At 63.1% G+C, this 20,908-nt stretch carries 23 protein-coding genes; 9 read left to right on the top strand and 14 right to left on the bottom strand.

The genetic code is table 11. From position 1 onward, the window contains the following. Positions 1 to 51: 51 nt before the first annotated feature. Complete coding sequence (locus tag AR689_RS18805; protein WP_011776502.1) at positions 52 to 486, top strand: acyl-CoA thioesterase; 435 nt, start codon at positions 52 to 54, stop codon at positions 484 to 486. Positions 487 to 893: 407 nt separating this feature from the next. Here the strand turns inward: AR689_RS18805 and AR689_RS18795 are convergent, their stop codons facing one another. The 5 genes from AR689_RS18795 to AR689_RS18775 all read right to left on the bottom strand — a co-directional run bounded on the left by AR689_RS18795 (position 894) and on the right by AR689_RS18775 (position 5,690). Next, positions 894 to 1,643 (bottom strand): SDR family oxidoreductase, encoded by a 750-nt coding sequence (locus AR689_RS18795; protein WP_062072587.1) that lies wholly within the window; start codon positions 1,641 to 1,643, stop codon positions 894 to 896. An 82-nt stretch (positions 1,644 to 1,725) separates the two neighbouring features. Then, the gene (locus tag AR689_RS18790) at positions 1,726 to 3,066 is read right to left on the bottom strand and encodes an MFS transporter (RefSeq protein ID WP_062072585.1); all 1,341 of its coding nucleotides are present in this window, start codon (positions 3,064 to 3,066) and stop codon (positions 1,726 to 1,728) included. A 56-nt stretch (positions 3,067 to 3,122) separates the two neighbouring features. After that, entirely contained in the window at positions 3,123 to 4,136 is a 1,014-nt protein-coding gene (locus AR689_RS18785; RefSeq protein ID WP_062072583.1) for a 5-oxoprolinase subunit C family protein, read from the bottom strand. Beyond that, complete coding sequence (locus AR689_RS18780) at positions 4,133 to 4,900, bottom strand: 5-oxoprolinase subunit B family protein (RefSeq protein ID WP_062072581.1); 768 nt, start codon at positions 4,898 to 4,900, stop codon at positions 4,133 to 4,135. Before AR689_RS18780 ends, AR689_RS18785 begins: the two co-directional genes overlap by 4 nt. Before the next feature lies 1 nt (position 4,901). After that, entirely contained in the window at positions 4,902 to 5,690 is a 789-nt protein-coding gene (locus tag AR689_RS18775; RefSeq protein WP_062072579.1) for a LamB/YcsF family protein, read from the bottom strand. Positions 5,691 to 5,990: 300 nt separating this feature from the next. Between AR689_RS18775 and AR689_RS18770 the strand changes: the two genes are divergently transcribed. Both AR689_RS18770 and AR689_RS18765 read left to right on the top strand, forming a co-directional pair. Then, complete coding sequence (locus AR689_RS18770; RefSeq protein ID WP_062072577.1) at positions 5,991 to 6,935, top strand: LysR substrate-binding domain-containing protein; 945 nt, start codon at positions 5,991 to 5,993, stop codon at positions 6,933 to 6,935. 124 nt (positions 6,936 to 7,059) lie between these two features. Then, positions 7,060 to 7,281, top strand: coding sequence for a hypothetical protein (locus tag AR689_RS18765; RefSeq protein ID WP_062072575.1), 222 nt, complete (start codon positions 7,060 to 7,062; stop codon positions 7,279 to 7,281). Positions 7,282 to 7,522: 241 nt separating this feature from the next. Here the strand turns inward: AR689_RS18765 and AR689_RS18760 are convergent, their stop codons facing one another. Further along, positions 7,523 to 8,197: a 4-carboxy-4-hydroxy-2-oxoadipate aldolase/oxaloacetate decarboxylase gene (locus tag AR689_RS18760; protein WP_026548509.1), complete on the bottom strand. Its 675-nt coding sequence runs from the start codon at positions 8,195 to 8,197 to the stop codon at positions 7,523 to 7,525. A gap of 27 nt (positions 8,198 to 8,224) precedes the next feature. Beyond that, positions 8,225 to 9,433, bottom strand: coding sequence for an aspartate transaminase (locus AR689_RS18755; protein WP_062072573.1), 1,209 nt, complete (start codon positions 9,431 to 9,433; stop codon positions 8,225 to 8,227). Between the two features lie 307 nt (positions 9,434 to 9,740). Between AR689_RS18755 and AR689_RS23575 the strand changes: the two genes are divergently transcribed. Both AR689_RS23575 and AR689_RS18745 read left to right on the top strand, forming a co-directional pair. After that, positions 9,741 to 10,283 (top strand): hypothetical protein, encoded by a 543-nt coding sequence (locus AR689_RS23575; protein WP_231745592.1) that lies wholly within the window; start codon positions 9,741 to 9,743, stop codon positions 10,281 to 10,283. A gap of 61 nt (positions 10,284 to 10,344) precedes the next feature. After that, positions 10,345 to 10,716, top strand: a complete 372-nt coding sequence (locus AR689_RS18745; RefSeq protein WP_062072569.1) for a nuclear transport factor 2 family protein — start codon at positions 10,345 to 10,347, stop codon at positions 10,714 to 10,716. Between the two features lie 57 nt (positions 10,717 to 10,773). Here the strand turns inward: AR689_RS18745 and AR689_RS18740 are convergent, their stop codons facing one another. The 6 genes from AR689_RS18740 to AR689_RS18715 form a co-directional block, all read right to left on the bottom strand. Beyond that, the gene (locus tag AR689_RS18740; protein WP_082698062.1) at positions 10,774 to 11,577 is read right to left on the bottom strand and encodes an aldolase/citrate lyase family protein; all 804 of its coding nucleotides are present in this window, start codon (positions 11,575 to 11,577) and stop codon (positions 10,774 to 10,776) included. Further along, complete coding sequence (gene hpaH / locus AR689_RS18735; protein ID WP_062072566.1) at positions 11,562 to 12,347, bottom strand: 2-oxo-hept-4-ene-1,7-dioate hydratase; 786 nt, start codon at positions 12,345 to 12,347, stop codon at positions 11,562 to 11,564. Before hpaH ends, AR689_RS18740 begins: the two co-directional genes overlap by 16 nt. Positions 12,348 to 12,350: 3 nt before the next feature. Continuing rightward, positions 12,351 to 13,445 carry a 3,4-dihydroxyphenylacetate 2,3-dioxygenase gene (gene hpaD, locus AR689_RS18730; protein ID WP_062072563.1) on the bottom strand — a complete coding sequence of 365 codons (1,095 nt, stop codon included), beginning with the start codon at positions 13,443 to 13,445 and terminating at the stop codon, positions 12,351 to 12,353. Between the two features lie 37 nt (positions 13,446 to 13,482). Next, the gene (hpaE, locus tag AR689_RS18725; protein WP_062072561.1) at positions 13,483 to 14,994 is read right to left on the bottom strand and encodes a 5-carboxymethyl-2-hydroxymuconate semialdehyde dehydrogenase; all 1,512 of its coding nucleotides are present in this window, start codon (positions 14,992 to 14,994) and stop codon (positions 13,483 to 13,485) included. Between the two features lie 84 nt (positions 14,995 to 15,078). Further along, a complete protein-coding gene (locus AR689_RS18720; RefSeq protein WP_062072559.1) occupies positions 15,079 to 15,777 on the bottom strand; it encodes a GntR family transcriptional regulator in 699 nt (232 codons plus the stop codon). Continuing rightward, a complete protein-coding gene (locus tag AR689_RS18715) occupies positions 15,770 to 17,275 on the bottom strand; it encodes a fumarylacetoacetate hydrolase family protein (RefSeq protein ID WP_082698061.1) in 1,506 nt (501 codons plus the stop codon). The genes AR689_RS18720 and AR689_RS18715 overlap by 8 nt, the downstream gene beginning before the upstream one ends. A gap of 230 nt (positions 17,276 to 17,505) precedes the next feature. Between AR689_RS18715 and AR689_RS18710 the strand changes: the two genes are divergently transcribed. Next, positions 17,506 to 18,210, top strand: coding sequence for an alpha/beta fold hydrolase (locus AR689_RS18710; protein ID WP_062072557.1), 705 nt, complete (start codon positions 17,506 to 17,508; stop codon positions 18,208 to 18,210). A gap of 82 nt (positions 18,211 to 18,292) precedes the next feature. Here the strand turns inward: AR689_RS18710 and AR689_RS18705 are convergent, their stop codons facing one another. Next, complete coding sequence (locus AR689_RS18705) at positions 18,293 to 18,718, bottom strand: YtxH domain-containing protein (RefSeq protein WP_062072555.1); 426 nt, start codon at positions 18,716 to 18,718, stop codon at positions 18,293 to 18,295. Positions 18,719 to 19,312: 594 nt separating this feature from the next. Here AR689_RS18705 and AR689_RS18700 point away from each other — a divergent pair. From AR689_RS18700 to AR689_RS18690, 3 genes are all read left to right on the top strand, one after another. Further along, the gene (locus tag AR689_RS18700; protein WP_011776522.1) at positions 19,313 to 19,582 is read left to right on the top strand and encodes a GlsB/YeaQ/YmgE family stress response membrane protein; all 270 of its coding nucleotides are present in this window, start codon (positions 19,313 to 19,315) and stop codon (positions 19,580 to 19,582) included. Then, complete coding sequence (locus tag AR689_RS18695; RefSeq protein ID WP_062072553.1) at positions 19,575 to 19,835, top strand: hypothetical protein; 261 nt, start codon at positions 19,575 to 19,577, stop codon at positions 19,833 to 19,835. The genes AR689_RS18700 and AR689_RS18695 overlap by 8 nt, the downstream gene beginning before the upstream one ends. 197 nt (positions 19,836 to 20,032) lie before the next feature. Next, on the top strand, positions 20,033 to 20,896 hold the full coding sequence (locus AR689_RS18690; RefSeq protein WP_082698182.1) for an AraC family transcriptional regulator: 864 nt from the start codon (positions 20,033 to 20,035) through the stop codon (positions 20,894 to 20,896). Positions 20,897 to 20,908: the final 12 nt, after the last annotated feature.

Here is a 20,908-nt window from a genome sequence, read left to right as displayed (position 1 = left end):
GTTCAGACGCAACATCAAGCGAAGGTTGCGCCAGTTCGATAATCTCGGATTATGGAAAAAGCAGACATCACCTTCCGCACCCGCAAATGGGTGCGGCCCGAGGACCTCAACGCCAACGGCACACTCTTTGGTGGCAGCCTGCTGAAGTGGATCGATGAAGAGGCCGCGATCTACGCCATCCTCCAATTGGGCAATGGCCGTGCCGTTACCAAGTACATCTCCGAGATCAACTTTGTCAGTTCCGCGGTCCAGGGTGACCTGGTGGAGATGGGCCTGACCGCGAAGCGCTTCGGCCGCACGTCTTTGACCATGCGCGCTGAGGTCCGCAATATGATCACCCGCGAAGCAATCCTGACCATCGAGGAAATCGTCTTCGTGAATCTTGGGCCCGATGGCCGCCCGCAACCGCACGGCTACACGGAGATCACGTATGACCGCGACCGCATCCCCACGCACCACCTGACGGAAACGCTCGACGAAGACTGAACCACGCGCCGTCGGGCGCTTTATTACTGCAGGTACCGGAACACAGTCCATGTGCGGGAGTTCAGGCAGCAGTCGGCGGCATGCCGTGCACTGAAGGTCGCCTTCCGGCCAACCCCTGCTGAGCGGAACATTGCCTTGCCCCCGCATGCCAGGCAGACCAACTGCTGCCTACGTGGCTCCTGCCAGTGTTCGTCGAGGTTATCGAAGTCCTCGGCATCCCAGTCTTTCCGGTCAGCGAGGCACAGTGCCCTTCTCATCGGCTGTGGCTTTCGAGTAGTAAACAGCGCTTATACGGGTGCTGGCGGCCGCGATTAACGCGGCCGCCAGCCTATATATCCGGTGACGGGAGTGTGTGTCACCGGAACTTGTGGGGCGTCTGAACCGAAAGGGTCAGCGCCGGTGGAACGTCAGCGCCGGTCGAACGTCAGGCCACCGGGCACCTGGAACGTCGGCATGAGTTCGAGCATGCCCACGTTCACGTGTCGCGGCGTTTCGATGGCGTAATCCAAGGCATTGACGATGTCGTCCGTGGTCAGCGACTCGTAACCCTCGTAGTAGGTCTGCCAGGCCTCTTCCATGGCCTCCGGCGTGCCGCCCATGTTGCGTCCGAAGATCTCGGTCTCCACGCGGCCCGGGCAGATTTCGGTGACACGGATGCGCTTGCCGACGGTGTCGTTCCGGAGCTGGCGGGAGATCTGGTGCACTGCGGCCTTGGTGGCGTGATAGACCGTGTGACCGTAGAAGTTGTAGACGCCGGCGATCGAGCTGATGTTGATGACGTGGCCGAGGTCGCGCTCCACCATGCCCGGCAGGACCAGTCGGGTGAGCTGCAGGAGGCCGCGGAGATTCACGTCCACCAGTTCGTCAATGTCCTCTTCGGACGAGTCCAGGATGTTGCCCGGCCGGGAAACCCCGGCGCAGTTCACCAGGACGTCCACCTTGAGGTCGCTCACGACGGCGGCCAGCGCGGCTGTGTCGGTCAGGTCCACGACGTGCGGGATGGCTCCGGTGCGGTCGGCCAACTCGGCAAGGCGCTCCTCGTTGCGGGCCACGGCGTGAACGGTCAGTCCGCGCTTGGCGAGGCGCTCGGCAATGGCTGCACCCATACCGGTTGACGCTCCGGTGACGAGGGCGGTGGTGTAGTCAGAAAATGACATGGTGTTCTCCAAAAGGTGGGGAATCGGTGGGCAGAGTGCGCCGGGTTGTGAAACCGGCGCACTTGCCGGAGGTTGATGGAGGCTAGGCGTCGCGCAGTGGCTCGTGGGCGCGGTCCTTGACCGTGCTGACCGCGATGAGCGTGCCGAGCGCCGTGATGACTGCATAGAAGGCCGGCATGTAGATGTTGCCGGTGCTGCCGATCAGCCAGGTCATGAGCAGCGGGGCGGTGCCGCCGAACAGGGCCGAGGAAATGTTGTAGCCGAGGCCGTATGCGGAGTAGCGAACGCGGGTGGGGAACAGTTCAACGATCAGGATGTGGATCACTGCGGTGTGGCCGGCGAAGACGATGGCCATGATGCAGGCGCCCAGGATGGCCAAGCCCATGTGACCGGTGGCAATGAGGGCGTAGGACGGGATGCCGAGGACTGCCATGGCGATCGCGGAACCGGCAATGACCTTCTTGCGGCCAACGCGGTCGGACAGGGCTCCCATGAACGGGATGGCGATGCAGATGACCACCAGGCTGCACGCGGTGACCAGGAGGGCTTCGCCGATGGTGAAGTTCAGCTGCTTGCCCTTGAGGAACGTGGGCATGTAGGAGAACAGGACGTAGTAGCCGGAGCCGTTCATCAGCGGGATGAAGAGGGCCAGGAGCATGGCACGGCGGTGTTCCTTGGACTGGAAAGCTTCCTTGAGCGGGTTCTTGGAGAGGCCGCCCTCTTCCTTCAGCTTCTCGAAGTTGGGGGTATCGCTGATGGCCTTGCGGATGTACCAGCCGATAATGCCCATAGGGATGGCCACCAGGAACGGGATGCGCCATGCGAACGAGCCGAAGCCGCCGCCGTCGATCGCTGCCTGGGTGAGCCACGGCGACATGGAGTAGGCCACCAAAGTACCGGTGAGCAGTGCTGCGAAAGAGGCGATCTGGGCGTAGGAGGTGATGATGCCGCGCTTGCCTTCAGGGGCGTGCTCGGCGAGGAACGTCATGGCGCCGGCAGCTTCGCCGCCCACGGAGAAGCCCTGGAGGAGCCGCATGAGGACCAGGAGGATCGGGGCCGCGATGCCGATAGCGGCATAAGGGGGAAGCAGGCCGATACCGGCGGTGGCAACACTGATCAGGAGGATGACGAAGACCAGTAGCTTTTGCCTGCCGATCCGGTCTCCGAGGTAGCCACACACCACGGCGCCGAGCGGACGAACGAAGAACGAGACCGCGTAGCCGGCGAACACGAAGAGCAGGGCGTTGTCCGGATTGCCCGGGGCCAGGAAGACGAGCGCCAGCGTTCCTGCCATGAAGGCGAAAATGCCGTTGTCGTACAGTTCCACGAAGATGCCAACACAACCTGCGGTGACAACCTTGCGGGTTTGGCGGCTGGTGAGCCGCTCATGCTGCACTGGCGCAGCGTTGGTGCTTGCGGTCATGACTTTTCCTTACTGAGATGAGCGTAGCAACGCCTACTGGTCTGACGACAGGGTTATTAGCTGCATGCCGCAACTGGTAGGTCCTGCCACTGGGGACGGCATCCGATGCCGAGGAGTCCGAAGACGGTGTTGACGGATTCGCGGAGGGTTTCAAGGTGGGCCCGCGAGCGCCTGTGGGCGGCAGTTGCTTCTGCCACTGTGGTTTTCCGAAAACGGACTTTGTCCCCTGGCCTTGCTTGGGCCAGGACATCCAGTCCGGTGCTGGTGACTACTGCGAGTACGGGATACCCGGCGGTGACGCCGCGTCCCCGGTGTAGTACCAGCAGCTCTTCCCTTGAAGGAACCTCGACGGCGCCCACTGGCACTCCGCGGGAAAGGACTTCGCCGCTTGAGGTTCTTTCCGGAAGTTCCCCGCCGAGCCGCAACCCGATGTGGTTGCTGCGGCCGCTGACGGCGTATTCCGAGGTAAAGAGCAGTTCACCGGATGCGCCGAACTCGGCGACGTCCGGCCCGTCGGTCACATCGACCAACAGGTCTGAGTCCATGCGGGGCCGGTCAAGGCCCAGCCGGAAGAGCGGAAGATCAAAGTACGGTTGACGAACGGGGCCAACGCTCTTGCGGGTCAGGAGGCGGGTGCCTTCCTTGAGTTGCAGTCCGAAGCCCACCACGGTGTCCGGAGCTACACTGCCCAGCAGTGTTTCTGCCTCGATGGAGCCGTGGATCGCCAGGTACGCGCGGAGGCCGCGGTGGATTCCGCGGATGGACACTGTTTCACCTGCACGGACCGAGACGGGTTCCCACTGGCTGGACGGGCGGCCACCAACAGTGAGCGTGAGCGGAGCGCCGGTGACGGCGATCAGGATGTCCGTGGTGGATTTCATCCGGAAGTCCAGTGCCGTGATCTCCACCAGGGGGTGGTTGTCCAGGTTGCCTGCCAGGATGTTGGCGGCACGGGCCGAGTACTGGTCCAGTGCGCCGTTGACGGGAAGGCCGAAGCGGGGGCCGCGGGTCCTGCCGAGGTCTGTGACCACGGAGTTGCCGGGCTGTTGGATCAGGATTTCGCCGCTCATGGCTGAGCCCCTGATTTCTCAAGGTCCACGTCCGCCGAAGCCATTGCCTGCGGCTCCAATTCCACACCGTGGTACTGGCCGAAGTCTTCGGCTCGGATCTGCCGGAACCGCAGGATGTCACCAGGTTTGTAAGGCACCAACGGTTCGCGGCGGATGTTCAGGACCGACAATGGAGTCTGTCCAATAACGCACCAGCCTCCGGGAGCCGACGCGGGAGCGATGACTGCCTGTCGCCCTGCAACTGCCACGGCTCCGGCGGGGACGCTGAGCCGGGGGTCCTTGAGCCGCGGCACGGGCTTGGGGAATGCCGGGCCGTCCATCATGGGCGAGCCTGCGGGCGCACCCAGGCAGCGAACGGTGTAGGTCTTTTCGGTGTGGAGGCGGATGACCTCGTCCACGGAGATTCCCTGGTGCTGGGCAACTCGTTCCAGGTCCGGGCCGAATTCCCCACCGTAAACCACGGGAACGTCGAACTCCTGCGGGGCCGTCGCGGACCCGGCGGAACGTCCGAGTTCCAGGAGGCCCAGCTTGACGAAGGCCCGCACCTGGCGGGCGGAAACGAGGATGGGATCAAACTCAACAAGCACGGAGTCATAGGTGGGAACTGCGCCATGCAGCCCTTCGGCGCCGCAGTTTTCCAGCCAATCGGCCAGCCCGTGGACGGTCAGCCAGTTGTGTTCGCCGGCTTCGGAGATCGCGACAACACGGAGTGCGGAGTCACCGGATTCGTAGATCTCTGTAGGGGCCGCTGCAAGAACGGACATGTCAGGCCGCCTTCTTCTTGGCATCCATGACCTCGGCCAGCGGTGCGATGCTGACATCGGCGGCGACGAGTTCGGAGCGGATCCGGCGCGCCAGCTCAACAGCGCCGTGGTTGTCTCCGTGAAGGAGGACGGTGTCGACGTCGATGTCCATGTCCACGCCGTTGGCACAGCGGATCTTGCCGTCAATCACCATACGAAGCGTGCGGTCCACGATCTCTGCGGGATCATGCAGCACAGCACCGGGCTGGCTGCGGGGAACCAACGTGCCGTCCTCCTGGTAGGCCCGGTCCACGATGCCAACGATCGCAACGTCCAGACCGGCATTGCGTGCAGCAACGGCCAGTTCGCCTTCCTGGGCCACCACGATCAGCTCGTTGTCCACACGGGCCGCGGCGTCAGCCACAACCTGGGCGTAGTCGGCGCGGACAGCGACGAGGTTGCCGAGCCGGCCGTGCGGAGCGAGGTGCGTGACCTTGGTGCCGTGGAAAGACGCGAAGCCGTTCAGGGCACCCAGTTGGTACAAGACATCGTGTTGAACTTCGGTGGCAGTGAGGCCCATGTCGCGCCGACCGAAGCCACGCAGGTCCGGGAAGCTCGGATGAGCTCCGATGCCTACTCCGCGGCGAACGCATTCGGCAACAGTGGCAGCCATGATGTCCGGGTCACCGGCATGGAACCCGCATGCGATATTGGCGCTTGTTACGATGTCCAGGAGGTCGGAATCGTCGCCAATGGTGTAGGCGCCAAATCCCTCTCCAAGATCCGCTACAAGATCAATTGTCGGGTTCACGTGGTTCTCTTTCCATGGCTTGTCTTGGGATTCCGGGAATTCACAAATAATCCTCAGGCGGATGAGTTGAATTTCCGGTAAATGCCAAACGCTGATGGAATCCCAAAGCGTCGGCTGAAGTTCTTTCCAAAAGTCTCGCATCGGTCAACCACGTTGCACAAAGACCTAATAGCTATCCCGTGATAGCTCTCCGTTATGACCTGCACCACCCTGTACTGTGGCTTGGGTCCCACAGGCACCCGGATAGAATTTCCCTAACGCATGCCACCCGGGGACGTGGCCCTCCAGGAAGGCAGAACGATGGATACGCGCAAGCTCTCATACTTCGTGCAGATCGTTGACTCAGGCAGCATCACCAAAGCGGCGGCCGCGCTCCACGTGGCCCAGCCGGCCTTGAGCCAGCAGGTATCGGCACTGGAGAACGACCTCAAGCAACGTCTGCTGATCCGTAGCAAACAAGGCGTGGAACCCACCGCGGCCGGGCACACGCTCTACCGCCACGCGCAGTCGATCCTGCGGCTTGTGGAGCAGGCCAGGCAAGACGTCGCCTCCTCCGGGGCAGCACCCTCAGGCCGCGTCTCCATTGCGATCGCCCCGTACAGCATGGCCTCCAGCCTGACGCCCCAGATCATCAGCGAAGTGGGGCGGCGCTACCCGGACATCGTGGTCCATCTGACGGAGATCTTTGGCGGCGTATTGAGCGAGGCCATCAAGAACGGCCGCTTGGACATGGCACTCATCTACGAGCCAGGGAAGATCCGGGGGGTTCAATTCACCACCATGATTGTGGAAGACCTTCACCTGGTGGTCCACCCTGATGTGGACATCAACCACGGCAAGGACACCGTCACCCTCGCCGAAGCCAGCACCGTGGGACTGTTCCTCCCGGAAAAGAACCACACCCTGCGCCAACTCATCGAGAAGGGCCTGGCAGAGCAGGATCTGCCCTTGAAACTGGTGGGCGAAGTGGAATCCGTCCCCTCCCTCACCCGGCTCATCCGCGCCAACCTCGGCGGCACGGTGTTGCCCAAATCTGCTGCGGATGCGCTCTTCCCGGACCAGGACTTCAAGGTGCTGCGGATCGTGGAACCCGGCCTGCAGAGCAAGATCGCCCTCTGCACCCCGGACCACGAGCCCCTGTCCGAAGCCGCCTCTGCCGTGTTGCTGGTGGTTAAAGAGATGCTGCATCAACAACTGATCAACAAGTACGGGACAGACCCCGTGCAACTGCCGGCCCATCCATAACAAAGCCTTATCCGGACAGACGGCTTTGGTCTTATTCAAGACCGTTTCAATTTCCTAATATCGAATTAGCGCATAATTCGAAACCAGCTCACGGATTCCGCGGGCACGCTCAAAGGAAACAACGGTGAAAAAGATCAGCACAGCCGGATGGGTATCAAATCCAACCCGCGGAACAGTCAGCGCACGGACCGGATTCCATTGCCCTCGGAACGGTTTTTGGCGTCCGGTCGGAGGGATCGGCGAGCCGCTGTTCGTCTTTGAAGGAAGCCTGATGCCCACGCACGCAGGAAACAGCATCGAATGGCACTTGGTGGACACCCGGCCCGGACACTCCGGACTGGACTGAGCCGCAACCGCCGCCGGCCACCGCCGCCGTCAACCAGCTCCCGCCAGCCATTCACCCGGCGGGCGTAGCCACACAACCCGGCCACCCGTCGTCGTACATCACGCAAGCTGCAACACCTAAGGCGCCATGCCCCGTAGACCTAAGAGTCCGGGCACGGCGCCTTTTATTGTGCTCGGAAGGGCACGCCAATGGCCGGCCACCTCGCTTTTCAACGGTGAGTGACCGGCCCTGGCAGATGTGCCTAGTCCTCCACCAGGAGGCCCTTTTCCTTGAGCTTCTCCGTGAGGCCACAGAGCTCGATGGTGTTGCCGCCGTCGTGGTACAGCTTGATGAGTTCGCGCTCGTGGTCGTCGCGCGCCTGGGACAGGGCGATGACTTCCTCGGCTTCTTCGCGGCGGACCACCACCACGCCGTCAGCGTCGCCGCGGAGGATGTCGCCGGGGTAAATGATCTCGTCACCGAAGACGATGGGGTGGTTGATGGGCCCGAGTGTTTCCTTGACCGTGCCCTTGATGCTGACGCTGCCTGAGAAGACGGGCAGGCCGAGTTCGATCAGGTCCTGGGTGTCGCGGACGCCGGAATCGGTGACCATCGCGGCGATGCCTTTGGCTTTCATGGCGTTGCCCAGGACGTCACCGAACGTGCCGGCCTCTGCCATTTCCTGCGCACCAACCAGGACCACGTCGCCCGCCTGCGCGTAGTGGATGGCCACTTGGAGCATGAGGTTGTCCTGCGGAGCGCAAGCTACAGTCACGGCCGGGCCGCAGAAGGACATGGAGCGGTCGATCGGCTTGATCTTGGAGCTCAACGCGCCGCGGCGGCCCTGGGCTTCGTGGATTGTGGCGGAGGAAAAGGCGGCGAGGCGGCTGACGACGTCTGCGTCGGGGCGCTCGAACTTTGTCTTGACGTGGATCATTGTCGGGTTCCTTCAGTTTTGGGGAGGCTAGTTGAGGGCGTTGACTGCGTCGCGGATGGAGTCCACGCCCGCATTGATGGTCTCCAGCGAAGTGGCGAAGGAGATCCGGAAGTAGGGGCCGAGTCCGTAGGCCGAGCCCTGGATGACGGCCACGCGGGCGGTGTCCAACAGGTACAGGGTGAAGTCCTGGTCGTTCTCGATGACGGACCCCGACTGGGTAGTCCTGCCGATCACACCGCTGCAGTTCACGTAGGCGTAAAACGCCCCTTCCGCCGGCGCGACGGACAGTCCGTTGATGGCGTTGAGGCCCTCGACGGCGGCGTCCCGGCGCTTGCGGTATACCTCCACGCTGTCGCGGACGAAGGACTGGTCGCCGTTCAGCGCCGCCACCGCGGCAGCTTGGCTGATGGACGACGGGCACGACGACGTCTGGGACTGCAGCTTGTTCATGGCCGCGATCAGGGGCGCCGGGCCCACACCGTAGCCGAGTCGCCAGCCGGTCATTGCGTACGCCTTGGAAACTCCGTTGACCAGAAGGACGCGGTCCTTCAGCGCAGGGGCGGCCGTGACCAGGCTGGTGACGCGGCCGTCGCCAAAGTGGATTTCGTCGTAAATCTCATCAGTGAGGATGAAGACGTGCGGGTTTTCCTCGAGGACCGCGCCGAGTGCCTGCAGTTCCTCGCGGGTGTACACGGCGCCCGTTGGGTTGGACGGGGCGTTGAGGATGAGCCACTTGGTCTTGGGGGTGATGGCCTTTGCCAAGGCGGCCGGAGTGAGCTTGAAGCCGGTGTCCTCACCGCAGGCGACGATCACCGGGGTGCCGTCGTTGGCGAGCACCATGTCCGGGTAGGAAACCCAGTACGGCGCGGGAACAATCACTTCGTCGCCTTCATTGAGCGACGCCATGAGTGCTACATACAGGACCTGCTTGGCCCCGCCGCCAATGGTCAGCTGATTCCGCTCATAGTGGTGACCGGTGTGGCCCTCGATCTTTCGCAGGATGGCGGTCTGCAGCTCGGGAGTACCTGTCACGGAGGTGTACTTGGTCTCTCCGCTGTTGATCGCCTCGATGGCGGCTGCCTTGATGTGGTCCGGGGTATCGAAGTCCGGCTCGCCGACCGTCAGGTCGATGATCGGGATGCCTTCGGCTTTGAGTTCGCGGACACGGGCGGCCGCGGCGACGCTCGCTGAGGACTTGATGCGGGTGACCCTCGACGCCGGCAGGTAGTGCGACATGTCTCCTCCAGGAATGTGGGACTCAGGACGCGCGGATTCGCGCATCCCCTTTTTCGAGACTAGGGATTCGCGAGGCCTGTGGATAAGACCTAATGTGCGTGGATCTATAAGGGGCTCTTATGACGCGGGTCTCGTTATGGGGTTTCAGCACTCATTCGCCGCGCAGAATGCGCATGAGGAGATCCCGAGGCACCTCTTCCATGCACTTTGCTTATGGGTTCACGCGGTATTGGTATTTCCTTGGACCGGTGAACACTGCCTAGATTCGAAGGGTCAGAAGTGCTGTTCCGAAACTGAAAGGGACCCAATGACAACCCACCAAGGGTCAGGGCCCGCGGTTTCGCACCAAGCCAGGTCAACCACCGGACGGTACACCTACCGGGCCAAGGCCCCGCGTCCGCAGACCGCTGATCACACGGATCACGCCACGCTGGCGCATGCCCTCGGAGCGCATCGGCAGCTGCTGTCCCACGCAACAAGCGCCATCCGTACTTTGACCGCTGCTAGAAACGAGCTGATTGCGCAGGCCATTGAGGATGGGCTCACCATCGCCACCGTTTCGGCGGCTACAGGGGAGAACATGAAGGCGGTCCGAACCATCGCCCTGGCTTATGACGATCTCCACCCGAGCGGACTCCCCCGCACCGTCCATTTGCCCGCCTTGAAGCAGAAGAGTGACGAGCTCAGGGCTGCCGAACGTCATCGGGCCCGGATCACCGAACGACGCGAAGCCCTCATTGTGATGGCCCTCCGCAACCAGGTCTGCGACGACCTGGAGCTCGCCTCACTGACCGGCCTCACCGCGGACCACATCCGCCGGTCAACGCGGGGAATCGCCCGCCCGGCCTAGGAGCGCCCGGTGTAACCAACACACCGTTGATCCCACCGGCCCCGGAGGGTAGAACGGGTAGATGACCAACGACGTGAACTCCTGGATGGACAAGTACGAACGCGCGTGGACCTCGAATGAGCCCGAGGACGTCCGGGCACTCTTCACCGAGGACGCCGTCTACTACGACAAACCCAACACGGATAAACCATGGAAGGGCCACGAAGAGATCGTCAAAGCGTGGGCCGACGCCGGCGACAAGCCCGAGGACTGGACATTCGAGTGGAACCTTCTGGGCCAGGACGGCGACACGGCTTTCGTCCAAGGCCTGACCACGTACCTGAACGGGGATCCCACCTATGACAATCTCTGGGTGATCCGCTTCGCCGACGACGGACGCGCCCGGGAATTCACCGAGTGGTACATGGCGCGGAAGAACACCCCAACTGAGTAGCAGTTCAGGTCGTTCTGAGCGCTGAGAACGACCTGATCTGCTACTTAGTTGGGTCCGCTAGTAGCTGTCGCGCTCCGCGGTCTCGGACACAGGGATGAACGTTGAGGCGAACCCCTCAGACGCGCGGGCCAGCACCGCAACATCGGCGCCGACCAGCACAAAGGAGGCACCGGCGTCGAGATAGGCCCGGGCGGTTGATTCGTTGAAGGCGTTCACGCCGGCGGGCTTACCTGCCGCTTTCGCGGCTTCAAGGCAATGCTCGACGACGGCCCTCACCAAGGGATTTTCCTGCTGTCCCAGCAGGCCCATGGAGGCTGCGAGGTCCGAGGGGCCCAGGAAAATGCCGTCCACGCCGTCGACGGTCAGGATCTCCTCCGCCGCCGACGCCGCAGCCTCGGATTCGATCTGGACCGTGAGGCTGATGGTCTCCGAGGCGGTACCAAGGTAGTCCGGGACGCGGTTCCAGCGAGCGGACCGGGCCAGCGCGGATCCGACGCCGCGGACCCCGTGCGGCGGGTACCTCACGGCAGCGACGGCGGACGCGGCGTCGGCTGCAGAGTTCACCATGGGGATCATGAGGTTCTGTACCCCGAGGTCCAGGTACTGCTTGATGACCACGGTGTCGTTGACCGGTGGTCGGACCATGGCCTGCACGGGGTAACCGCTGACGGCATGGAGTTGGGCGAGGATGGATTCGAGGCCGTTGGGACTGTGTTCGGCGTCGATCAGCACCCAGTCCAGACCGGAACCGGCGCAGATCTCGGCCACCAGTGGGCTGCCGGAGCAGACCCACATTCCAGCCAGCGGACGGCCGGCAGAGGAGAGTGCCGAATAGAAGGTGGGGCTTAGTCGAATTGGCATGTCACCACTCCCAACGGTCCGTAATCCGCGTGCACGGTATCCCCTTTGTACACCCACATCGGACGGGTAAACGAGCCCGCCAGGATGATGTCGCCAGCCTTCATCGAATCCCCGTGCGCGGCAATCTTGTTGGCCAGCCAGTGGACACCGTTGGCCGGGTGGTCCAGCACTCCGGCGGCTACGCCGGTCTCTTCCACGGTCTGGTTTTTATACAGGATGGCGGAGACCCAACGGAGGTCGACGGCGTCCGGCCGCACCGGGCGGCCGCCCACCACCATGGCGCCCATCGCGGCGTTGTCCGAGATGGTGTCCACGATGGTCCGGCCCTCCATCTCAATTCTCGAGTCCAGGATTTCGAGGGCCGGAACCACGTAGTCGGTGGCGTTGAGGACGTCGAAAATGGTGCAGCCCGGGCCCTTGAGCCCTGACTTGAGCACGAACGCCAGTTCCACCTCCACCCGTGGGTGCGTGTACTTGTCCCACTGAACGGAGCACCCGGTATCCAGGACCATGTCATCAAAAATGGCACCGTAGTCCGGTTCCGTGATGCCCGTGGCAGCCTGCATGGCCTTGGACGTGAGGCCGATCTTCCGCCCCACCAACGTGCGCCCGGCTTCCTCGTTCCGTCGCCGCCACAACTGCTGCACGGCATAGGAATCCTCCACCGTCATGTCGGGGTAGCGGGCAGTTAACCGAGGAACCGGCGTACGGGAACGGCCGGCTTCGAGGAGCTCGTCGGCAATGGCTTCGATCGTCTTCGCGTCCAACATGACCTAGACCTGCGCCCCCAGCTTGAAGCCCTCGGCCGCCTCGCCGGACGCACCTTCCGGGCGGGTGTAGGAGAAGCCGTCGGCGCCCACGGTGACTGCCATTTCGGACTTGTCTTCGCGTTCGATGATGGGTTGCGGGTTGCCGTCAAGGTCCAGTACCAGGGAGGCCTCGGTGTACCAGGACGGGACCACGGGGTTGCCCCACCAGTCGCGGCGCTGGTTGTCGTGGACGTCCCAGGTGACGGTGGGGTTGTCCGGATCGCCGGTGTAGTAGTCCTGGGTGTAGATCTCCACGCGGTGGCCGTCCGGGTCCAGGATGTAGAGGTAGAAAGCGTTGGATACACCGTGGCGGCCGGGGCCGCGTTCGATCCTGTCCGAGATGCGCAGGGCGCCCATCTTGTCGCAGATCTGGATGATGTTGTGCTTCTCATGGGTGGAGAACGCGATGTGGTGCAGGCGGGGTCCGTTGCCACCGGTCAGGGCGGTGTCGTGAACAGTCTGCTTGCGGTGCATCCACGCGGCGTACGTGACGCCGTCGGAATCCTTGATGTCCTCGGAGACGCGGAAGCCGAGGTCTTCCAGGTACTTGCGTCCGCGGGGGACGTCCGGGGTGACCTGGTTGAAGTGGTCCAGGCGGACCAGCTCCCCGGCGGAGTAGAGGTCGTAGCGCTGGGTGAGGCGTTCCACGTGCTCCACGTCGTAGAAGAACTCGTACGGGAAGCCCAGCGGGTCCTCCACGCGCACGGAGTCGCCCACGCCCTTGGTGAAGCCTTCCTTGCGGCGCTCCACACGGCAACCGAGCTCGCGGTAGTAGGCCTCGGCGGCGTCCACCTCGGCCGGGGACTTCACCCGGTAAGCGAAGGCAGCAGCTGCTGCGACCGGACCCTTGCGCAGGACCAGGTTGTGGTGGATGAACTCCTCAAAGGAGCGCAGGTAGATGGTGTTCTCGTCTTCCTCGGTGACGTGCAGGCCCAGGAGGTCCACGTAGAACGCGCGGGACTTGGCCAGGTCGGTGACCACCAGCTCGAGGTAGGCGCAGCGAACAATGTCCGGTGCCGGAACCGTGGGCGTGGGGATGGGGCCGGTGAAGTTGCTCATGGGATTCTCTCTTCGTTGAAAGGGTAGGCGGGGAGCTTTAGGCGCCGAACTTGGGCGTGTGAACTGAGCCGAGCGTGATGTGCACGGCCTGCTGGTCCGTGTAGAAGTCTATGGAACGGTAGCCGCCCTCGTGGCCCAGGCCGGAAGCCTTGACGCCGCCGAACGGGGTACGGAGGTCGCGGACGTTGTGGCTGTTGAGCCACACCATGCCGGCCTCCACGTTCTGGGAGAAGTTGTGGGCCCGGGTCAGGTTCTGGGTCCAGATGTAGGCCGCCAGGCCGTACTTGGTGTTGTTGGCCAAGGCGAGGGCTTCGTCGTCGTTCTCAAACGGGGTGATCGCCACCACGGGACCGAAGATTTCCTCCTGGAAGATGCGCGCGTCAGGCGCGACGTCGGCAAACACCGTGGGTGCGATGTAGTTGCCCTCGGGCAGGTGGTCGGGCCTGCCGCCGCCGGCCAGGAGCCTGCCCTCGGACTTGCCGATCTCCACGTAGGACGCCACCTTGTTGTAGTGCTCCGGGTGAACGAGCGCACCCACCTGGGTCTTGGGATCGTGGGGGTCGCCCACCACGATGTTCTTGGCCCGGGCGGCGTACTTTTCGCAGAATTCGTCGTAGATGGCGCGTTCCACGAGGATGCGGGAGCCGGCGGTGCAGCGTTCGCCGTTGAGGGAGAACACCCCGAACAGGGCCGAGTCGATCGCGGCGTCCAGGTCCGCATCGGCGAACACGACGCACGGGGACTTGCCGCCGAGCTCCATGGACAGGCCTTTGAGGTTGGCGGCAGCGTTGCGGAAGATGGTCTGGCCCGTGGTGGTCTCGCCGGTGAAGGAGATCAGCGGCACGTCGGGGTGCTTCACCAGGGCGTCGCCGGCTTCTTCACCGAGCCCGTTGACGAGGTTGAACACACCGTCAGGGAGGCCTGCGTCCTTGAAGATTTGTGCCCACAGGGAGGCGGAGAGCGGTGTGAACTCGGCAGGTTTGAGGACCACGGTGTTGCCGGTGGCCAGTGCCGGGGCAAGCTTCCAGGACTCCAGCATGAACGGGGTGTTCCACGGCGTGATGAGGCCGGCGACGCCGATCGGCTTGCGGTTCACGTAGTTGATCTGCGAACCGGGGACCTTCATGGCGTCGTCGAACTGGGCCACGATCAGGTCCGCGAAGAAGCGGAAGTTCTCGGCAGCGCGCAGTGCCTGGCCCTTGGCCTGGGTGATCGGCAGGCCGGTATCGAACGTTTCGAGCTCGGCGAGGCGGGCTTCCTGCGCCTCCACGGCGTCGGCGATCTTGTTCAGCACCCGGGCACGTTCGCGGGGCTTCATCTTCGGCCACGGGCCGTTGACGAAGGCTTCACGGGCGGCGGCAACGGCGAGGTCGATGTCTTCCTTCTGGCCCGCGGCAGCGGTGGCGTAGTTGCCGTTGGAGACCGGGTCCAGGACGTCGAACGTCTTACCGGAAACGGAGTCAACGAACTCGCCGTTGATGAAGTGCTGGATGTGGCTCGGGAGGTTCTCGGGAATGTAGTGCTTGGTGGTCTCTACGGAGGTCGTCATCGTTGTCTTCCTTTTCTTCCAACGCGGGGTCACTTATGGCCCCTTCGAGGGCGTTTTGGGGGCCATAAGTGACCCCGCGTTGCTTTAGTTGGTAGTGGAGAGGTATGCGTCCAGGGTGGCGGCGCGGTGTTGGCGGGCTGCTTTTTCGATGGTGTCGGCGTCCGCTCCGCCCTCTATGAGCTGGAGCAGGGCCTCGTGTTCGCGTACTGATTCCTGGGCGCGGCCGGGGACAAAACGGAACGTGGAGGACCTCAGCGAGGCCAGCCTGTTCCAGCCCCGGTGGACCAGGTCCAGGATGTGCGGATTGGGGCAGTGTTCAAACAGGACGCTGTGGAAGTCCTGGTTCAGCGCCGTAAATCTGACAGGGTCAAAGTGCTCCAGGCACTCACGCATCTCCTGGTTCACCGCCCGCGCCCGGGCGATGGCTATCGAGTCGATCAAGGGAGCGGACAGCGCAGTGGCCGCACCTTCCACGATGCTCAGCGTCTGCATCGTATAGAGGTACTCGGTGGGGTCGATCCCGGACACCGTGGCGCCCACGTTCCGCTCGAACTTCACCAGCCCTTCAGCTTCCAGTCGGCGGATTGCTTCCCGCACGGGAACCACGCTAAAGCCCAGGTCCTCGGCGATCTTGGCGAGCACCAGCCGATAACCCGGCGTGTAGGTCCCTTCCACGATCCGTGCTTTCACGGCCGCATAGGCCTGCTGGGACTTGCTCTCAGGATGAGCCTTCAGAGCGGCGGCGCTCTCGACGGCGGAACTTCCGACGGCGGTTTCAGTCACCGTGGGCTCCTTCCGGGCTTTGCTGGGCGGACCACTCCGCGTACCGCGCTTGCCATTCCTTGTTCATGGGGTACAGCCCATCCACGCTGTTGCCTTCCTGGACCATCTGGAAAATGAACGTCTCTTCCTTTTCCTGGGCGATGCAGTCGTCCACCAGTTCTTCGGCGATAGCCGGCGGGACCACCAGGATGCCGTCCGAATCGGCCACGATGATGTCCCCCGGCTGGACGGTGGCTCCACCGCAGGCGATGGTGATGTCCGTGTCCCACGGAATATGGCGCCGGCCCAGCACTGCGGGGTGCGGGTTGGCGAAGTACGTGGGCATCTCCAGGTCAGCCACGGCCGAGTAGTCGCGGACGCCGCCGTCGGTAATGATGGCAGCTGCGCCACGGACCTGGGCACGCAAAGCGAGGATGTCCCCCACAGTGCCGGTGCCCTTCTCGCCGCGGGCTTCCATCACCAGGATTTCGCCCTCATTTACGGAGTCGATGGCGCGCTTCTGGGCATTGAAACCGCCGCCATGGGTTGTGAAGAGATCCTCGCGGTTGGGCACATAGCGCAGGGTCCGTGCCAGGCCCACCACTTTGCGGTCCGGCCGGGTGGCCTGAAGTCCGTCGATGCTCACGTTGTTCAGCCCGCGCTTACGCAGCTGGGAAGACAGGGTGGCTGTAGCTACGGATTCGAGCTTCGCCTTCAGCGCCGGAGTCAGCACGGAAACGGCAGGAGCCAAACCGGCGGCTTCGCGCGATCCGTACGCCTCTTCCCGCTGGGTGTCATCTGTCTTGGGCCGGGCACCAAAGTCCGCGAACGGCGTCGTGCCTTCCGTTACTTTGGTGGCCAAACGGCCGCTGCTGAAGTCGCCGCCGGTGACCTCAATTTCGACGACGTCACCCGGCTTGGCCACGGAGGCGCCGGCCGGGGTGCCGGTGAGGATGATGTCGCCCTCTTCGAGCGTCAGGAGCTGGGAAAGGTCCGCCACGAGCTGCGCGAACGGGAAGAGCAGGTCCTCGGTGGTGTCGTCCTGCACGAGGTCGCCGTTGTGCCAGGTGCGGATCCGTAGTTGGGTGGGGTCCACGGCGTCGGCCGGAATGAGTGCGGGTCCAACGGGGGTGAAACCGTCGCCGCCCTTGGACCGGACGTTGGAGCCCTTGTCTGCGTAGCGGAGGTCGTAAACGCCGAGGTCGTTGGACGCGGTGATCCCTTCGACGTGGCTCCACGCATCCTCAAGGCCAACCCGGCGAGCTGTCTTGCCGATCACCAGGGCGATCTCGCCTTCATAACCGAGCAGCTCGCAACCGGCCGGGCGCTCAACTGTTCCGGGAGCGTCCGCGGAGCCGAGCGCCAGAGACGAGGACGGCTTCAGGAAGTACGACGGCTGCTCGGGAGTACGCCCGCGCTGGGCAGCACGGCTGGGGTAGTTGATGTGGACCGCAATGACCTTGCGCGTCCGGGCCAGCATGTCCTGGCTGACTTCCTGGGTCCGAAACTCCAGTGTCACGGCGCCTCCTCTTCATCGAGCTGCATCAAGTACGAAATCGTATACGATAACTATGAACCGGACTCGTGATCCGCGTCAACCCCTCTTCAAACCCAAGTAGGTAGCAGATCAGGTCGTTCTGAGCGCTGAGAACGACCTGAAGTGCTACTTAGTTGGGGGATGGGAGGACGGTGGCGAAGGGAAGCCAGCCACTCTTACAAACTGTCGGTGGGCTCCCGTAGGGTACCGGCATGGACATCATCCTTGTACCCGGTTTCTGGTTGGACGCGTCGTCGTGGGAGGAGGTGACGCCCCCTCTGGTGGCCGCCGGACACACAGTCCACCCACTGACACTGCCCGGACTGGAGTCGGTGGATGCTTCACGCGCCGGCATCGGTCTCCGCACCCATATCGACGCAGTGGCCGCGAAAGTGGACTCCCTGGACGGCAAAGTGGTCTTGGTGGGCCATTCAGGTGGCGGCGCCATCATTCACGGCGTGGCCGACTCCCGCCCGGACCGCGTGGCCCGCGCCATCTACGTGGACAGCGGACCACTCGGCGAGGGAGGAGTTATCAATGACGAACTGCCCGACGACGGCGACGACATCCCGCTGCCGCCGTGGGAACTGTTCGAGGAAGAAGACCTCGTTGACCTGACAGACCACCTCAAAGAAGCCTTCCGCGCCCGGGCCGTCCCGCAACCCAAGGGCGTGGCCGTTGACCAGCAACGCCTGAACGACGTCCGCCGTTACGGCGTACCGGCCACCATCATCGCCTGCCAATTCCCGTCGTCGCTCCTCAAGGAATGGATGGATGCCGGTCACCCCTTCACGGCCGAACTCGCCAGGATCCGGGACGTCCAGTACATCGACCTTCCCACCGGTCACTGGCCCCAGTTCACCAAGCCCAAGGAACTGGGCGAGGCGATCCTTGCCGCAGTGGGACGCGCCGGGTAACACTCAGACGGACAAGTAAACCCCCGACGGCGGGGCTCGCCGGACACGGCGGCCTCACCGCGCGGGGGCTGCTTGAAGCGCGTTAGTGCTTGGGCGGCGTATTGGTTGCCGGCCCTTCCGGTGCCGCGCCACCCTCGCCGGTCCAGTCGCTTCCCGTGGTGTCGTCCAGGGCAGGATCGGACACAACATCTGACGTGATGATGGGCGTAGTGGGCTTGCTGCTGGACGAAGAGTCGGAGTACTGCCCCGTTTTCGGCGTAGAGATACCTGGGAACATCGTTTCCGCCTTCTCCATCAACTTCTTGCCGGCCTCATACAGGTTGTCCAGGATGTCCGGTACGGACTCTTGAACGGCCTCCGTAGCCTGATGTACGTTCTCTTGAACCTCAGGGTTCTTCCACAGCTTCTCAGTGCCTCCGCGGATCCGCCGATACACCTCCGACCAGGACTTCGAACCCCAAACGTAGCCGACAGCCACGCCCACGGCGAACAATGCCTTTCCTTTCACAGCAATCACTCCTTTCGAGGTGTTATTCCTCGACATTAGCCCCGCAAGCCATGCCATGTCACCTGAACTTTGATGGCGGGGTGGGTTAACACTCATTTGCCGAATAAACCGGCTGGCTAAAGCGTTATGCCTGGTACCGGATATCCGCAGGTGGCTACCGCATCCGGCGAAAGCACCAGGGCCTGGCGGCAAGGGGCGTTGGCGTGGAATCGAGAGCGGGACTTGAGCAGTCGGCCGGGAAAATGCAGGATGGCTTCAAGGGAGTCGCGAACCACCTCTCATCGCGTCAGGCCGCGGATCCGCGGCATTCCGGGCCCGCAAGCAAGGGCGAACTAATAGTCAGGTTACTTGCTACCAGCCGCAGGAGCCGCTAGCGTTACTGATGTAGTACCGAGTCTGACCCAATCGGCAGGAGTGCTTAATTGGCTGCATCTCACAAATTCATCGGGGTTTCACACTAGTTCCAATTCCCCACATTCCATAGGGCCTTCAGGGGCCCCATTACGGTGCCTACATCTTGGAACAGGCACCCGGTGAAATTACTCGCTTCATCACGTTCATGGAATTTCCATCAACAAGAAAGTAGGAGCAAAAATGGGTTTCTTTGGTTTTCTTCTGCTCGGTCTTTTGGCCGGCGCTATCGCAAAGCTTATTCTTCCGGGCCGCCAGGGTGGCGGCTGGCTGATCACTCTCCTGTTGGGCGTCGTCGGCGCACTCCTGGGTGGCTGGATCGGCGGTCTGATCTTCGGAACGGGCCTGCAGGAATTCTTCTCCCTCACCACGTGGCTCCTGGCCATCGGCGGCTCCATCATCGTGCTGCTGATCTACGGCCTGGTCACCGGCCGCAAGGCACACCATGGCTAATAACCAGAACCACGATGCCAACGGTGAAGAACTCGAAGGCCAGTACTCCGAAGGCGATTACGGCGACGCTGGAGTGTCTCCGGAAACCCTGAAGGATGACGCCGGAGGCGACTACACCGAGGGTGACTATGCCGAGAAGACGGTACCTTCGGCGGACGCCGAGTTGGACGAAAAGAACACGGAAGACGTCCCTGGGGACCGACCCTTCTCCTCCGAACCGGACGAAGAGGCATCAGGCTCCAGTCGCCCGTAACATCTGAATACAGCCAAGAACCCGGAGAACTGCAGCTGCAGCCTCCGGGTTCTTGCGTTGCCGGGGCCTGATAATTTCGGGCATGGATTGTTGGGGCATCCACCGTGACGCCCGCGTAGCGTCGATGGAGAGGATGAAGGCAAATGCACCAGGGAGACCCAAGGCAAGCGGGAGACCCAGTGCGGGACGGGGACATGATGCAGGGCTGGAACCGGGCAATAGAGCTGATCGAGCAGGACCTCACCACGGACGTCGAGGTTCAGGTCCTGGCCAAAGCTGCTCTGACGTCCGAGTACCACTTCCGGCGGATGTTCTCCTCCTTGGCTGGAATTCCCATCTCTGAGTACATCCGCAGGCGGCGCCTGACGGCAGCCACGGCGGAGATCTTGGAAGGCCGGACCGTGCTGGACGTGGCCGTGCGTTACGGGTACGGGTCAGCAGAAGCATTTACCCGCGCCTTCAAAGCCATGCACGGGCTGAGTCCCTCCGAGGCGCGGCTTCCTGGCGCTGTCCTCCATTCCCAACCTCAGCTGAGGTTCCATCTACGAGTCGAAGGAAACAGCGACATGAAGCACCGCATAGAAGACAAGCCGGCCTTCCGCCTTATTGGCCTGAAAGCCCGCGTCCCGTTGGTTCACGAAGGGCCCAACAACGCCATCATCGAGTTCCAGCGCGGAGTGGATCCCGCTGTCACCACGCGGCTGCTGGAGCTTGCTGACATGGAGCCGGCCGGCCCCGTGTCCATCACAGACAACATCGAAGAGCAGCGCACCGAGGGTAGCGAGCTGGACTACTGGCACGGTGTGGCCTCAACCAAACCAGTGCCGGAAGGTTTTGAATCCCTCGAGGTTCCACCAGGTTTGTGGGTGGTCTTTGAAGCAGAGGGCAAATTTCCGGAAGTCCTGCAGGGCATGTGGGCCGACGCCGCCACCGAGTGGTTTCCCGCCAACCCTTACCGGTGGGCGCCGGGACCGGAGATGCTCAGCGTCAAGGTGGAACCGGGCGGCACGCACGGCCGCGGCCAGTTGTGGATTCCCGTCGAAAGGGAAGAGCTGCGCTGACAAAGCGGTTCC

The sequence above is a fragment of the Arthrobacter sp. EpRS71 genome (assembly GCF_001512285.1).
Taxonomy (GTDB): domain Bacteria; phylum Actinomycetota; class Actinomycetes; order Actinomycetales; family Micrococcaceae; genus Arthrobacter.
The sequence above is the reverse complement of the archived record's forward strand: the minus strand, read 5'-3'. Positions and strand labels throughout refer to the sequence as shown.